The organism is Pedobacter glucosidilyticus, from assembly GCF_002483235.1.
Classification (GTDB): Bacteria; Bacteroidota; Bacteroidia; order Sphingobacteriales; family Sphingobacteriaceae; genus Pseudopedobacter; species Pseudopedobacter glucosidilyticum_B.
In genome coordinates, this window is sequence record NZ_DLHN01000017.1 from 216,926 (window position 1) to 231,999 (window position 15,074).

13 protein-coding genes and 1 tRNA gene are annotated in these 15,074 nt (G+C 33.7%); 7 read left to right on the forward strand and 7 right to left on the reverse strand.

The window, feature by feature from the left end:
- Nucleotides 1–37: 37 nt before the first annotated feature.
- Nucleotides 38–907: an AraC family transcriptional regulator gene (locus B2745_RS04630; RefSeq protein ID WP_304064111.1), complete on the forward strand. Its 870-nt coding sequence runs from the start codon at nucleotides 38–40 to the stop codon at nucleotides 905–907.
- Between the two features lie 913 nt (nucleotides 908–1,820).
- Nucleotides 1,821–2,120 (forward strand): GIY-YIG nuclease family protein, encoded by a 300-nt coding sequence (locus tag B2745_RS04635; protein WP_304064112.1) that lies wholly within the window; start codon nucleotides 1,821–1,823, stop codon nucleotides 2,118–2,120.
- 532 nt (nucleotides 2,121–2,652) lie between these two features.
- Here the strand turns inward: B2745_RS04635 and B2745_RS04640 are convergent.
- A tRNA-Arg gene (locus tag B2745_RS04640) sits at nucleotides 2,653–2,724 on the reverse strand.
- 73 nt (nucleotides 2,725–2,797) lie between these two features.
- Nucleotides 2,798–4,858 (reverse strand): methionine--tRNA ligase, encoded by a 2,061-nt coding sequence (metG, locus tag B2745_RS04645; protein WP_304064113.1) that lies wholly within the window; start codon nucleotides 4,856–4,858, stop codon nucleotides 2,798–2,800.
- Nucleotides 4,859–5,058: 200 nt separating this feature from the next.
- Here metG and B2745_RS04650 point away from each other — a divergent pair, with 200 nt between their 5' ends.
- From B2745_RS04650 to B2745_RS04670, 5 genes are all read left to right on the forward strand, one after another.
- Nucleotides 5,059–5,946: a S66 peptidase family protein gene (locus B2745_RS04650; RefSeq protein WP_304064114.1), complete on the forward strand. Its 888-nt coding sequence runs from the start codon at nucleotides 5,059–5,061 to the stop codon at nucleotides 5,944–5,946.
- Nucleotides 5,947–6,071: 125 nt separating this feature from the next.
- Nucleotides 6,072–6,284, forward strand: a complete 213-nt coding sequence (locus B2745_RS04655) for a helix-turn-helix transcriptional regulator (RefSeq protein ID WP_304064115.1) — start codon at nucleotides 6,072–6,074, stop codon at nucleotides 6,282–6,284.
- Nucleotides 6,271–6,588 (forward strand): HipA N-terminal domain-containing protein, encoded by a 318-nt coding sequence (locus B2745_RS04660; protein ID WP_304064116.1) that lies wholly within the window; start codon nucleotides 6,271–6,273, stop codon nucleotides 6,586–6,588. The genes B2745_RS04655 and B2745_RS04660 overlap by 14 nt, the downstream gene beginning before the upstream one ends.
- On the forward strand, nucleotides 6,588–7,547 hold the full coding sequence (locus B2745_RS04665; protein ID WP_304064117.1) for a HipA domain-containing protein: 960 nt from the start codon (nucleotides 6,588–6,590) through the stop codon (nucleotides 7,545–7,547). The genes B2745_RS04660 and B2745_RS04665 overlap by 1 nt, the downstream gene beginning before the upstream one ends.
- A gap of 5 nt (nucleotides 7,548–7,552) precedes the next feature.
- Nucleotides 7,553–7,831 carry a hypothetical protein gene (locus B2745_RS04670; RefSeq protein ID WP_304064118.1) on the forward strand — a complete coding sequence of 93 codons (279 nt, stop codon included), beginning with the start codon at nucleotides 7,553–7,555 and terminating at the stop codon, nucleotides 7,829–7,831.
- Nucleotides 7,832–8,260: 429 nt separating this feature from the next.
- Here B2745_RS04670 and B2745_RS04675 read toward each other — a convergent pair whose 3' ends face one another.
- The 5 genes from B2745_RS04675 to B2745_RS04695 form a co-directional block, all read right to left on the reverse strand.
- A complete protein-coding gene (locus B2745_RS04675) occupies nucleotides 8,261–9,634 on the reverse strand; it encodes a RagB/SusD family nutrient uptake outer membrane protein (RefSeq protein ID WP_304064119.1) in 1,374 nt (457 codons plus the stop codon).
- An 11-nt stretch (nucleotides 9,635–9,645) separates the two neighbouring features.
- Nucleotides 9,646–12,663 (reverse strand): SusC/RagA family TonB-linked outer membrane protein, encoded by a 3,018-nt coding sequence (locus tag B2745_RS04680; protein ID WP_304064120.1) that lies wholly within the window; start codon nucleotides 12,661–12,663, stop codon nucleotides 9,646–9,648.
- Between the two features lie 284 nt (nucleotides 12,664–12,947).
- Nucleotides 12,948–13,715, reverse strand: coding sequence for an exodeoxyribonuclease III (locus B2745_RS04685; RefSeq protein WP_304064121.1), 768 nt, complete (start codon nucleotides 13,713–13,715; stop codon nucleotides 12,948–12,950).
- A 104-nt stretch (nucleotides 13,716–13,819) separates the two neighbouring features.
- The gene (locus tag B2745_RS04690; protein ID WP_304064122.1) at nucleotides 13,820–14,539 is read right to left on the reverse strand and encodes a peptidylprolyl isomerase; all 720 of its coding nucleotides are present in this window, start codon (nucleotides 14,537–14,539) and stop codon (nucleotides 13,820–13,822) included.
- 61 nt (nucleotides 14,540–14,600) lie between these two features.
- Nucleotides 14,601–14,948: a hypothetical protein gene (locus B2745_RS04695; RefSeq protein WP_026905409.1), complete on the reverse strand. Its 348-nt coding sequence runs from the start codon at nucleotides 14,946–14,948 to the stop codon at nucleotides 14,601–14,603.
- Between the last annotated feature and the right edge of the window lie 126 nt (nucleotides 14,949–15,074).

Consider the following 15,074-nt stretch of genomic DNA (forward strand, 5'->3'; position numbering starts at 1 on the left):
AATTATTACTAGTTTTAGATTATAATAACATCAAAATATGAAGCCACACTTACTTAAAATAGCTTTAAACCCCGAGCATTCTTTTAATGTAAGGTATGATGTAGTACCTCATTTTTATGATAAATGGCACTATCATCACGAGATAGAATTGGTTTATATTATCAAAGGAACCGGACTACAATTTATTGGAGATGAAATTTATAGATGGCAACCTGGTGATATGTTATTGATAGGTTCTAACCTTCCACATTTATGGCGTAGTGATGAAGAGTTTCTTTTACCAAATTCATCAGAAAAGGTTGAGGCCATTGTGGTACATTTTTTACCTACTTGCTTTGGTGCTGATTTTTTTAGTTTACCAGAACATCAAGATATAGCGAGGCTACTTCATCAAGCTAAAAAGGCTTTTAGAATACAAGATGGATGTAGAGATTTAGTAGCCGATAAACTATTTCAATTACTTCATGCAACTAAAAGCAAGCGAACTATTTTATTGTTAGATATTTTAGCTGATTTAGCTGATAGTCCGCTTAAAAACCCTGTTTTAGATAAAGAATCGGATTTTATTAATCAAGCGAGTGAGATGGATAGGCTAAATAACATATACCAATACATCCTCAATAACTTTACAGAAGAGGTGAGTTTAGACCAAGCGGCACAAATTGCCCATTTAACACCTCCGGCTTTTTGCAGATACTTTAAAACCAGAACAAGAAAAACTTTCTCTAGATTTTTATTAGAGTTGAGAACTGCACATGCTGCCAAGCTCCTCACAGAAAGTTCTAAAACAGTAGCAGAGATTTGCTACGAAAGTGGTTTTAACAATTTTTCTAATTTTAATAGGCATTTTAAGAATATTATTGGAAGAACGCCTTTAGAGCATAGGAGGATTTTTAAAGTGTTATAGCTTGTAGAGCAACCCTATGTGATGTATCACTACATCCAAAAGACGATGGAATAAAAAATAGTCATGCTCACCACCCAATCATGCTGACGATAGGAAGCAACACACAAGCTATGTGAGCCACTTGCAGGTTGCAAACTTGTATAGTGAGATGTTTCACTCTGTTCAACAACACGGAAAAAACCGCCGTCATGCTCAACAACCAGTCATGCTGACGATAGGAAGCAACGCATAAGCTAGGTGGCTACTTGCAAGCTGAAAACTTGTATAGTGAGATGTTTCACTTCGTTCAACAAGACGAAAAAAAACGCCGTCATGCTCAACAACTAGCCATGCTGACGATAGGAAGCAACACACAAGCTATGTGAGCCACTTGCAGGTTGCAAACTCGTATAGTGAGATGTTTCACTTTGTTACCATTGACGTTTTTTATAATGAACTGATTATCAGGGTTATTGTATTTTGTAAAAAACGTCATTACATATTGATTTATATGAAATATATTAGACCTCAACAAGACGAAAAAAAACGCCGTCATGCTCAACAACTAGCCATGCTGACGATAGGAAGCAACACACAAGCTATGTGAGCCACTTACAGGTTGCAAACTTGTATAGTGAGATGTTTCATTTCGTTACCATTGACGTGTTTTATAATGATTTGATTATCAGAAGTGTTTAATTTTATAAAAAACGTCATTTCATATTGATTTATATGAAATATATTAGACCTCAACAAGACGAAAAAAATCGCCGTCATGCTCAACAACTAGTCATGCTGACGATAGGAAGCAACACATAGGCTAGGTTGCTACTTGCAAGCTGCAAACTTGTATAGTGAGATGTTTCACTTTGTTAGTAGCGCTAAAAAAAAATCAAAAAATTTAATTTTAAGAAAATTAAACTATTTTTATGATATGCAAAAAGGAGGTGTCGTTTACATTATGACTAATAAATATCGTACAACGCTATATATCGGTGTTACCTCAAATTTGCCAGCCAGACTAAACCAACATAAAACTCATTTTTATCCTAAAAGTTTTACAGCTAGATATGAACTAACATTTCTAATTTATTTTGAGTGCTTTTTTAGAATAGAAGAAGCGATAGGTAGAGAGAAAGAACTTAAAGGATGGAGAAGGTCAAAGAAAAATGCTTTGATACAATCCTTTAATCCGAAATGGGAAGATTTATCACACCAAATAAAAGAATGGTAAAAAAGATTTTTTATCATCCTGATAATCTCTTGTACAGAAGAAAGGAAGCCACGTACAAGAAAGGTAATCCAACTGTAAGACGTAAACTTGTATAGTGAGATGTTTCACTTTGTTCAACAAGACGAAAAAAACCGCCATCATGCTCAACAACCAGTCATGCTGACGATAGGAAGCAACACATAGGCTAGGTGGCTACTTGCAAGCTGCAAACTTGTATAGTGAGATGTTTCACTTCGTTCAACAAGACGAAAAAAACCGCCGTCATGCTCACCACCCAGTCATGCTGACGATAGGAAGCAACACACAAGCTAGGTGAGCCACTTGCAAGCTGCAAACTTGTATAGTGAGATGTTTCACTTCGTTCAACAACACGGAAAAAACCGCTGTCATGCTACCATTGACGTTTTTTATAATAAACTGATTATCAGGGTTATTGTATTTTGTAAAAAACGTCATTTCATATTGATTTATATGAAATATATTAGACCTCAACAAGACGGAGTGAAAAAACATCGTATTAAAGTTTACAAAGTGGTCCCGGCGGGAATCGAACCCACATCTAAAGTTTAGGAAACTTCTATTCTATCCGTTGAACTACGGGACCTTTCAATTTTTGATTTGTTGATTTTTGATTTACGAATGAAATACAAAATCGTAACAACTCGTAAATCAAAAAATTACCTAATTACAGAACCGTTATTGATATCGCTTTCTGTTGGTACTACAAAACTAAGTTTTCCTGATGAATTTTCAGCCATTAAAATCATTCCTTGAGATAAAATTCCTTTAATTTCTCTTGGCTCTAAGTTTACAAGTATACTAACCTGTTGCCCAATGATTTTCTCAGGCTCATAAAACTCTGCAATACCAGATACTACTGTTCTAACATCTATACCAGTATCAATTTTTAATTTTAGTAATTTCTTTGTTTTAGCCACCTTCTCGGCTTCTAGAATAGTTCCTGTTCTTATATCTAAACCAGAAAACTGCTCGAAACTGATGTTTTCTTTAGCAGGAGCTACAACACTAGTCTCCTCTTTTACTTGCTCTAAAGATGCTTTTTTAGCTATTAACTTTTGAATTTGGCGCTCTATCACCTCATCCTCAATTTTCTCGAACAATAAAGCTGCTGTATTTAACTGATGCCCACCTTCAAAAACTATTTCCTCATCAAAAGACAAATTATTTTTAAGATTCAACATCCCAAAAATCTTTTCGGCTGTGTTTGGTAAGAATGCTTGTAAACAAGTTGCAGCATGTGCTATAATATATAAACAATTATGTAAAACTTCTCTTGCAGCTTCCGGATTTTCTTTATAGACTTTCCATGGCTCATGCTCTGTTAAATATCGGTTACCTAAGCGGGCAATTTCCATAGCTGCCGTTTGTGCTTGTCTAAATTTATAGGACTCAAATGCTTGCTCTACTTCATCGTAACAATTGCCAATAGCCTCATGAATAGCTTTATCTGTTAATGTTATCTTACCAGAACCTGTCATGATTCCATCAAAGTATTTATGCATAAGAATCATGACTCTATTCACAAAATTACCTAGGATAGCTACCAACTCGTTATTTACTCTTGCTTGGTAATCTTTCCAAGTAAACTCGCTATCGCTGGTTTCTGGTGCAATAGCAGTTAGGTAATATCTTAATTCATCAATCTTATCGGGAAAATCTTCTAAATACTCATGCATCTCAATACTCCAACCTCTAGAAGTAGACATTTTATCTCCTTCTAAATTCATAAATTCATTAGCCGGAACATTCTCAGGCAAAATAAACTCGCCTTGGGTATGCAACATCACCGGGAAAACAATGCAATGGAAAACAATATTATCTTTCCCTATAAAATGAACCAATTTGGCTTCTTTATCTTTCCAATACAGCTCCCAATCTTTGTTATGGTCTAAAGCCCATTGTCTAGTTGCAGATATGTATCCAATAGGAGCATCAAACCAAACATAAAGTACTTTGCCATCGGCACCTTCAGCAGGAACTTTAATTCCCCAATCTAAATCACGGGTAACTGCTCTAGGGTGTAAACCTCCATCAATCCAGCTTTTACATTGGCCATATACGTTGGTGCGCCAATCATGTTTATGACCTTCTAAAATCCACTCTTTCAACCATCCTTCGTATTTATCTAAAGGTAAATACCAATGTTTGGTTTCCTTTCTTACTGGCTTGTTTCCTGTTAAGGTTGATTTTGGATTGATTAAATCCTCAGGACTTAAAGAAGTTCCGCATTTCTCGCATTGGTCTCCGTAAGCACCATCGTTTCCACAACTAGGGCATGTACCTATGATATACCTATCGGCTAAGAATTGCTTAGCTTCTTCATCATAATATTGTTCTGATGTTTCTACGTTAAAAATTCCTTTTTCGTTAAGATTTCTAAAGAAATCTTGAGCAGTCTCATGATGAATAGGCTCGCTCGTACGATGGTAAATATCAAAAGATATACCCAACTTCTCGAAGCTTTGCTTATTAAGCTCATGATATTTATCAATAATAGCTCGGGGTGTAGTTTGTTCTTTCATAGCTTGGTTGGCTATGGCTGTACCATGCTCATCAGAACCACAAACAAAAACTACATCTCTATTTTTTAAACGTAAATAGCGTACATATAAATCTGCCGGAATGTAGGCACCAGCTAAATGTCCAATATGTTTTGGCCCGTTAGCATAAGGTAGTGCAGCAGTAATGGTATATCTTTTAAATTTATCTTGTCCCAAAGCTATAAATCAGTATTTCTATGAATTTGCAAAGATATATTATTTAGGATAAAGATGAGTAGGATTCAGTTTCGAGTTTTCAGTTGAGAGTTACAATGGTTAGAGGTTGTTTACATCGATATTTAATTTGAGCATCTGTTAACCTTGATAAAAAGATAATCGCATTCGCAAGCTTTTATACTTTAAAGTATATTTGATGTATGTTACAAGCCCCATTTCTTAAAGCTGGTGATAAAATTGCCATTACTTGCCCTGCAAAATCTCTAATGAAGCCAATGGATGATGCTATAAAATTGCTATCATCTTGGGGATTAGATGTCATATTAGGCGATACTGTTCATGCAAAATTTCATCAATTTGCTGGTACTGACGAATTAAGGGCTCAGGATTTCCAGCGCTTTATTGATGACCAAGATGTAAAAGCCATTATTGCCGCTAGGGGTGGATATGGCTCCGTAAGAATCATTGACCAGATAGATTTTTCTCCTCTTTTCCATCATCCTAAATGGATAATTGGTTTTAGTGATATTACGGTATTCCACATGCATTTGCAGAAAATGGGATTGCAAAGTATTCATGCACAAATGCCTGCTACCATTTCTGATAGTACCGCTTTAGGTTTAGAAAGCCTCAGAAAAGCTGTTTTCGGAGAAACACTTCAATATGAAATCCCAGCGCATCCGCTTAATATCCAAGGGACTTGTCATGGTGAAATTATTGGCGGCAACTTAAGTATTCTGATTTCCTTATTAGGCTCTAAAAGTGATATAGATTATAGGAATAAGATTTTGTTTATAGAGGATGTTGGAGAGTATTTATATGCTATTGATAGGATGATAAGAGCCTTAGACCGAGCTGGAAAACTAGCACAATTAAAAGGCTTAATTGTGGGTGGTTTTACAGAATTAAAAGATAATGATATTCCCTTCGGATTTTCTGTAGAAGAAATTATACTAGAAGTAGTGAGTAAGTATCATTACCCGGTTGTATTTAATTTCCCCGCTGGACATATACAAGATAATTGTGCTTTAAGGTTGGGGGGAGAAGTTAGTATCAATAGTTCTTCTCATACTCATATTAAATTTTAAGCTCTGCTTTCAAACTTAAACTTATACCTTATCGGGTGTAAATTCAATATAAAAACATTATTTTATACCCGTTATGATATAAAACAAAAATTATTCTTAAATTTATACCCAAACAGGTATAAATCATGAACAGGCTTAGCCAATTTATTAAAAGTAAAAGAAAAGAATTTGGATTAACTCAAGAAGATTTATCCTACAAGGCAGGTGTAGGTTTGAGATTTATCCGCGATTTAGAACAAGGGAAAGCTCGGTTACAAATGGATAAGGTAAACCAAGTATTGGCATTATTTGGATATGAATTAGGCCCTATAAATTCAAGCAGAAATGAAGAGAGCTAAGGTTTACATGCATAAAGAATGGGCTGGCATATTAACAGAAGATGAAAATGGTTATCATTTTCAGTATCAATCTGATTATTTAAAAAAAGCTAAAGCAGAATCTATAAGTTTAACGCTTCCTCTCTCTGAAAAAAAATATGAGAGCCAAATACTGTTTCCTTTTTTTGATGGCTTAATACCTGAGGGATGGCTTTTGGATATTGCTCAAAAGAATTGGAAGCTAAACCCTCGAGACAGAATGGATATTTTATTAAAAACCTGTCATGATTGTATTGGAGCTGTATCCATAGAAGAAATAATTTAATGATGAAATCTAAATGTTTATATTGCTATAAAGCTATTCTTCATGAAGAATTACTTACATCAGCCGGACAAGATGGTTTTCACCCCAAATGCAGCAAAAAGTTTTTTGGAACAATAACCCCACCTAAGTTAGATTTTACGAAAGACCAAGTTTCAGAACTAGCTAAACAAATAATTAAAAGCCAAAAAGTTATTACAGGTGTACAGCCAAAACTTTCATTAGGGTTTGATAGTCAAAACATAAAGAATTCACGCTTAACTATAGTAGGTATTTTTGGAGAATTTATTTTAAAACCTCATACTACAACTTATCCATCTCTTCCTGAAATAGAGGATTTGACAATGCGCTTAGCAGAACTTAGTAAGATTAATACTGTAAAACATACGCTCATAAGATTAAAATCCGGAGAAATAGCCTATTTAACAAAGAGGGTCGACCGTACAGGAAATGGTAAAATCCACATGGAAGATATGTGCCAGCTAACCGAAAGACTTACTGAGCATAAGTATAGAGGGTCTTATGAACAAATTGCTAAAGTGATAAAAAAATATGCTAGTAATCCCGGATTAGACCTTACCAATTTTTTTGAAGTAGTAGTTTTCAGCTTTTTAACAGGTAATAATGATATGTACCTGAAGAATTTTTCGCTCATTAAAAAACAACATTATATGTTATGCCCCGCTTATGATTTAGTGGCTTCTGAATTGGTTATAGAAGGTGATGAAGAAGATTTGGCGCTTACTCTCAACGGTAAAAAAAGAAAATTAAACAGAAAAGATTTTGAAATAGCCATGGAAAAAAGTGGGTTAGACACAAAGGTGATTTCCAATATTTTTAAAAGGTTTAGTAATCAAATTTCTAAATGGGAAAAACTTATTGATGAAAGCTTTCTATCTGAAAAGCTTAAAACCGACTATAAAAACATCATTATAAAAAAAACTAAACAAATTGAAATATAAACTCAATGCTGTATGCTATTGATAGGATGATAAGAGCTTTAGACCGAGCTGGTAAACTTGCTCATTTAAAAGGCTTAATTGTTGGAGGTTTTACAGAATTAAAAGATAATGATATTCCTTTCGGATTTTCTGTAAAAGAGATTATTCACGATGTTGTAAAGAAATATGGTTACCCTGTAGCCTTTAATTTCCCAGCTGGGCATATACAAGATAATTGTGCTTTAAAGTTGGGGGATGAGATTAGGGTTGATACAAATCAAAGATTAGTGCATGTAAAGCAATGATGATTATTGTATAAGTTTTACTCTAAAATATAACATTAATGCTATTTTAAGTTTTTAACCCAAGCAAAGTAAACTTTCACATTTAAAAGGATTACTTGTGGATGAAGTTACTGATTTAAAAGATAACATCATCCATTTTGGACCTTCTGTAGAGGAAATTATTTACGAAACGATATAGAATTATCATTATCCTGTTGTTTTTAATTCCCCAGCACCTATAGAAAACTATTCAAGATAATCGTAATTTAAACAGTATGATAAGGCTAGAAAAATAAACTTTTTTTATAGGTTAGACCATCTTTAAATAAAATTACTCTTCCCTAAAATTTAAACTAAATTTTTATACTGAACACCTATTAAAAGTAAAGACCCTAATACTTTAAATGTTTTAAAGTATTAGGGTCTTTTCATTTAGAAATTTTACACGAGTTAGTTATAACCTGGATTATTAGGTAATAATAAATCGTTAGTATTTATTGCACTTTGAGGAATTGGATAAAGTTGATCATTAACTGTTCTTCCCTTTGTTTCCAAGAAAACAGTAGCCATAGTTTTTGAAGGAGTAACTGGATCAGGCGTTCTCTTCATATCAGTCCACCGAGTACCTTCGAAAGCAAGTTCAACTCTTCTTTCTTTAATAATTTTTTGTAAATCAATTGTCGTATATCCTGTTAAACCTCTATTTGTCCTAACCGCATTAATTCTTCCCAATGCTATAGCATCCGTGGCACTATTCGTAGTTAAGAATTGAGCCTCGGCAGAAATTAAATACATTTCAGAGATTCTAAGAATATACAGTGGATGTGCACTATTACCATCAGGATCTTGATACTTTTTACAATACCATCCTCCATTTCCAGCGGAAGCAGGAATTTCCTCAATAGAAGCGGCCTTTCGTGTATCATTAGCTTCATAAGCATTTACCAAAGAATTATCTACTGGTAACTCGGCTCTACCACTTCCTGGCATTGTTGGGTGTTGCAAGAAAAAGTCTAATGCATTTTCACCTTCTGTTACGGTATAATTAAGCTTGAATATATGTTCAGTTGACTCATACGGTGGGGTAAACATAGAAGAATAATTATTAGTGATAGCAAAATTAGTAGATGCTATTACTTCATCTGCTAATCTTTTAGCTTCACCATAGTTCTTTCTAATAAGATAAACTCTAGCAAGTAATGCCTTAGCTGCTTCAACTGAAGCAAACTTACTATCTGTAAAAGGAGCAGGGTTTTGAATACTAAAATTTAGGTCTTCAATAATTTTAGTATAAACTTGATCCTCGGTAGATCTAGGTATTTTAACGATATCTCTATTATTAACAATCGGAACAGGACCAAACAAAGTTACCAATCTATAATAACCATAAGCTCTTAAAAAATAAGCTTGACCTAACAAAGGTGTTTTAATATTAGCTGGAATTTCAGAATTACTATTTAAAATCTCAATTAGATCATTTGCCCTTTGAATTACTGCATACGGACCAATAAAATATCTATCGACAAGAACATTACTTGTTAAAATAGCATTATCATCTATTTCACCGTGTTGAAAAAAAGTAGCTCTATACCTTAAGTTATCTGCAGATAAATCCTCTGTAGCGTAACTCAAATAATAAAACGTGGTATTTCCTGTTTGTAATGCATCATAAATTCCATTAAGTAATTTAGGAGCATCAGCCGCTCCAATAACTTCTGGTGAAAGTGAAGCTCTTGGATTAACTTCATCAAGTGCTTTTTCGCAAGATGTAGCAAAAACTAGACTACATGCAACAGCTATATTTAATAATATTTTAGTCTTCATAATTTTTCTTCTTATAAACCAACGTTTAAACCAAATGAAAATGTTTTGAACTGTGGTATAGTACCTTGATCAACACCTGTGTTAGCAATACTAAATGTTGAAGATACTTCTGGATCAAAACCTGTATAATTTGTAAATGTTAAGATATTCTGACCAGTTACAAATACTCTAGCGTTGTTTATTCTTAATTTACTGGTAACATTTTTAGGTAGATTATAGCCTAATGTAATATTTTTTAATCTTAAATAGCTTCCGTCTTCTAAATATCTAGATGATCTTTGATTATTAAAAATACCTTGCGTACCACCAACAGCTCTAGGATATTTTGCATTAGTATTGGTTGGAGTCCATCTATTTTCAAAAACATCTCTAAAAATATTGGCAGCCGGAGCTGTTGCAGAAACTTGACCTCCCAAACTTGCACTACCTCCAACACCTTCGGCATTAAGATTATAGATATCATTTCCGTAAGAAAATTGGAAGAATATACCTAAATCAAAGTTCTTATAAGAAAAATTATTAGTTAGACCTCCGTATAGACTTGGTAGTGGATTACCCATAAATTGTCTATCATCTGCATTAATTGAGTTTGAATTATTGATATCTTCAAACCTCATATCACCTGTTGCAGGATCAACACCTAAGGACTTAATTAAGAAGAAAGAACCTAAAGGTTGTCCAACCGCTGTTCTAACCACAAAACCTGCATCAATTGGCTGATCATTAAATAATGCAGTTACTGTATTTTTATAAGTTGATAAATTCAAAGAGGTATTCCACTTAAATGCTCCAATAAGATTTCTTGAAGAAATAAGGAAATCAAAACCTTCACCTTCTAAATTACCAACATTTTCGAGAATTGAAGTAAATCCTGTAGTAGCAGGTATTGGTCTATTTTGTAATAAGTCAAAAGTTTTTTTCTTGTAATAATCAGCTGAAAAATCAATTCTACTATTTAAAAAAGACACTTCTAACCCAATATCAAATTGTCTGGTAGTTTCCCAACGTAAATCTGGACTACCTATAGTACTTAAGGCAAAACCCGGAGTGTCATCATAATTAAATCCACCTCCTATTAATCTTCTTGAGGTAAAGTTTCCTATTCCTTCTTGATTACCTGTTTCACCATAACTAGTTCTAAGTTTCATTAAGTTTATAAAGTCTAAACCTTGAAAGAATGACTCCTCTGAAATAATCCACCCGGCGGAAACAGAAGGGAAATATCCATATCTTCCTTTATCCGGAAACTTAGTTGAGCCATCTCTTCTTATTGATGCGCCAAGAAGATATTTCTCATCCCAAGCTAAATTAAGTCTAGCAAGCATAGATTCAATTCTAAACTGTGTTATACTGGCAGTACCGGTTGCTATTTGAGCGGCAGATGTTAAATATGGAGTCAAATCAGATGGAAAATTAGTTCCAGTTAACCTATTGTTCTCCCTGTCATTCCATTGAAATTCATGTACTGCTGTAGCATCTAAATTCAACTTATCATTAAAAAAGAATTTATTATAAGAAAGAGTTTGAGTAGTTACAATATTTTGTGTTTGAACATACCCTGAAGAAGCAGCACCGTTTGAGCCAACACCTGGTAATGAAGTTATTGGATCGTAAGTTCTCTGGTCAAGGTAACTGTAATCAATACCTACAGATGACTTGAAACGAAGTTCAGGTAGTATCTTAAACTCTACAAAAGATGAATTAAAGATATTTGATAAATTTATCAAATCATCTGATTGAAACATGTGAGATGGATTACCAAAACTATTAATAGCAAAAGTCCCATCAGGATTAAAAATTGGCTGATCTGGTCTAGCTATTAAAGCTCTTGGAAATGGAGAATATATACTATTATCTATGGGGGTCTCATTTCTTAATGTTCTAGAAAGAGATAAGTTAGATCCAAATCTTATGAAATCATTAATATTATGAGTAACATTGGTTCTAATAGCATATCTATCAAAAGAACCCTTTTTTAAAGCTCCATCCTGATTAAAGTAATTAAAAGAGCTGTAGAATTGTGTTTTCTCATTTCCTCCTGAAGTGAGTGAAAGTTGAAAACTGTTAACTCGAGAATCATCAGAAACAACTTGATCGACCCAATTCACATTATTATCTGGATTGTTGATTTGAGCCTGTGTAAATAATGTTGGTAAACCTCTATTTACTAGTGCTTCATTATACATAGTTCTGTATTCTGACGCATTTAAAACTTCTCTTACATTTGTTAATGACTGATATCCTGTGTAAGTATTAACATTTATAGAAGATTTTCCACCTTTTTTACCAGATTTTGTTGTTATTAAAATAACACCATTAGAACCTCTAGAGCCATAAATAGCAGCAGCAGCAGCATCTTTTAAAACGTCTATAGACTCTATATCTTCTGGGTTAATGTTCGCCAAAGGAGAAATATCCCTATCTGGATTAGCAACAGGATCTGATGGAATAAAATTATTATTACTTGGCAATATTACTCCATCAACCACATATAAGGGCTTATTACCAGCTAGTAAAGAAGATCTACCTCTAACAGCCACATTAATCGGAGCACCCGGTCTTCCTGACCCTGCTGAAACCTGAACACCTGCTAAACGACCTTGTAATGCTTGAGCAATATCAGGAACTGGCTGTTCTTTGATATCTTGAGCACTTACGCTGGAAATAGCTGACGTTACATTCTTCTTGATCTGAGTTCCATACCCAACAATAACAACTTCAGATAGCTGCTTATTGTCTGCCGCTAAGGCAATATTTAAACTGCGTGAGTTAGAAACCGTTACTTCCTTTGTCTCAGTACCTATAAAGCTAACTACCAAAACAGAATTTGTAGAAGGTACTGAAATGCTGAATTGTCCTTTTGAATCTGTTTGAGTTGCAATATTACCGTTTTTCAGTTTTACACTAGCCCCAGGAAGTGGAAGTCCATCCTCAGCGGAAGTTACCGTACCTGTTACGGTACGCTCTTGTGCTATTGCATTTACCGCAACAAACAACAAGATGAATAAACTCTGTACAAGTTTTTTCATACAATTTGAAATAAGTTAGTTAATAAATAGTGTTAATTAATGTTAAATATAATATTATATTATGCTTACATACAAATTTTTTGCATGAAAAAAATCACATTTTCATGTAAACCCTTAATAATCAAGTTATTAAAATATTTCAAATATCTCAATCAACAGCTTGTATTGTTGATATATTGACAATAAAACAACCTTTTTATTGCCAATAAATACAATTACACAACATTTAATTCTATTTTTATGATAGAAATCATGTTATATTAAGAATTTGCTAATTAAAATCCTTAAAAGCTCAATTCTAAAACTATTGGACAATGGTCTGAGTGTTTTGCCTCTGGTAGTATGGAAGCTCTTTTAAAATAAGGTTGTAAAGCAGTTGTAGCCAGATGATAATCTATTCGCCAACCTAAATTTTTTTGTCTTGCTCCTGCTCGATAGCTCCACCAGGTGTAATGGTGTGGGTCTTGATTAAAATATCTGAAAGTATCTATGTATCCACTATTGATAAATTTCTCCATCCAGTCTCTTTCTTCTGGCAAAAACCCTGATGAGTTTGCATTTGATTTCGGATTATGTATATCAATGGCTCTATGGCAAATATTATAATCGCCGCAAATGATAAGTTTTGGGAACTTTTCTTTTAATTCTTGTGCATATACATAAAAATCATCCAGAAACTTAAACTTAAAACCCTGACGTTCTTCTCCGCTAGAGCCTGATGGAAAATAAGCACTCATTACAGAAAAATCATCAAAATCTGCTCTTATGGTTCTTCCTTCTGCATCATACTCGGCTATACCGCAACCATACTCAATATGTTTGGGCTGTATTTTACTTAAAATAGCTGTACCACTATATCCTTTTTTTTGTGCCGGATACCAATAATGGTGATAGCCCAACTGCTCTATTAAAAATAAATCTGCTATTTGGTCTGGTGTTGCTTTAATTTCTTGTAAGCAAACAATATCGGCATCTGTAGCTTGCAACCAAGATAACCATTCTTTATTTATAGCTGCTCTTATGCCGTTTAAGTTATAGGATATAATTTTCATGAGTTTATCAGTGGTCGGTTTTTAGTAATTTGTTTTAGCTATAAGGTCTTAGTATACATCGAAAATTGATAAAAAGCTACTCGTCATAACAAAGGCGTAGCAGTTTATTTTTGAATTTTAACTTTTGAATCTCTTAATTTAAGTTTCTTAACTTCTCTGGGCTTTAAAAGTGATACCTCCATTTTAATGTCTTCTAAAGGTCGGTTGTTGCCATCTACCTTTACACCAGCAATAGCATCCAGCATTTCTAAACCTTTTACAACTTCTCCAAAAACAGTATAATTCCTATCCAAAAAAGGTGTACCACCTATGGTTTTATAAACTTCACGCTGATAGGTCGGTATTTTTTTACCTTCTAAACGATATTGTTCTATTTGATCCAACTCTACATCGGTATATTTTTTACCTTGTACGATATAAAACTGACAAGAGCTAGAAGCTTTAGCCGGGTTATTATCTCGGGCAGCAGCCAAAACACCTCTTTTATGAAAAAGCGTACTATCAAATTCAGCATCAACACGGTAACCTAAATCTCCACTACCTAAAACATCTCCTGCTTTAGCGGTTTTTGAGGCAGGGTCTCCACCTTGTATCATAAAATCTTTAATGACACGATGGAATAGCGTTTGATTTAAAGTCCCCTCCTTCACTAACTTTAAAAAGTTATCACGATGTTTTGGAGTTTGATTATACAACATTAAATAAACCTCACCTTTGTTGGTACTGATTTTTACATATTGATTTTTAGGCTTTGCTGCAAAAACTAAGGTGTTTAACAGGATAAAAATGAGTGTAAAGGAAAATTTTTTTGATGGTTTGTACATGGTTGGTTAGTTTGTTAGTTGGTTAGTTGGTTAGTCCTGATAGCTATTGGGAGTTAAAGGGCTACAAATCAAATAAACTTTCAAAATAGGATACTATTAAAGACTTTAAAATCATTTCTTGCTCTAATAAAGTATAATTGGGTATGGGTTTTATTTTCTTCCAATGCGGCCAACCATCTTGGTCTAAACCTTCTAACTCATAAAAACCCATCTCAGAAAATAAGCGACAGGTTGCGATATGCATTAATTCTTCTTTTTGTCTTTTACTAAACTTTTTTGGGCCTTTTCCTAACTCTTGCACACCTATTAAAAAAAGAATGACTTTCATATCTGGCTTTTCATTATCAAAATCACTAGCCAGAATTTGCTGTAACTTATTAAACTTATGATTAATCTCTGCTGGTATCATTAAAACAAAGATAATTTAAATACAGATAAATAAGCTGCCAAACTGTGTATGATTAATTTTACAAATTCCATAATGAAACATTGTTGCATATTATGCGTTATTAGCTATATTTGCAACGTTAATCAA

Coding starts and splice junctions, on each gene's coding strand:
- B2745_RS04630 (WP_304064111.1), top strand. CDS start 38: ATGAAGCCACACTTACTTAAAATAGCTTTAAACCCCGAGCATTCTTTT.
- B2745_RS04635 (WP_304064112.1), top strand. CDS start 1,821: ATGCAAAAAGGAGGTGTCGTTTACATTATGACTAATAAATATCGTACA.
- B2745_RS04650 (WP_304064114.1), top strand. CDS start 5,059: ATGTTACAAGCCCCATTTCTTAAAGCTGGTGATAAAATTGCCATTACT.
- B2745_RS04655 (WP_304064115.1), top strand. CDS start 6,072: ATGAACAGGCTTAGCCAATTTATTAAAAGTAAAAGAAAAGAATTTGGA.
- B2745_RS04660 (WP_304064116.1), top strand. CDS start 6,271: ATGAAGAGAGCTAAGGTTTACATGCATAAAGAATGGGCTGGCATATTA.
- B2745_RS04665 (WP_304064117.1), top strand. CDS start 6,588: ATGATGAAATCTAAATGTTTATATTGCTATAAAGCTATTCTTCATGAA.
- B2745_RS04670 (WP_304064118.1), top strand. CDS start 7,553: ATGCTGTATGCTATTGATAGGATGATAAGAGCTTTAGACCGAGCTGGT.
- B2745_RS04675 (WP_304064119.1), bottom strand. CDS start 9,634: ATGAAGACTAAAATATTATTAAATATAGCTGTTGCATGTAGTCTAGTT.
- B2745_RS04680 (WP_304064120.1), bottom strand. CDS start 12,663: ATGAAAAAACTTGTACAGAGTTTATTCATCTTGTTGTTTGTTGCGGTA.
- B2745_RS04685 (WP_304064121.1), bottom strand. CDS start 13,715: ATGAAAATTATATCCTATAACTTAAACGGCATAAGAGCAGCTATAAAT.
- B2745_RS04690 (WP_304064122.1), bottom strand. CDS start 14,539: ATGTACAAACCATCAAAAAAATTTTCCTTTACACTCATTTTTATCCTG.
- B2745_RS04695 (WP_026905409.1), bottom strand. CDS start 14,948: ATGATACCAGCAGAGATTAATCATAAGTTTAATAAGTTACAGCAAATT.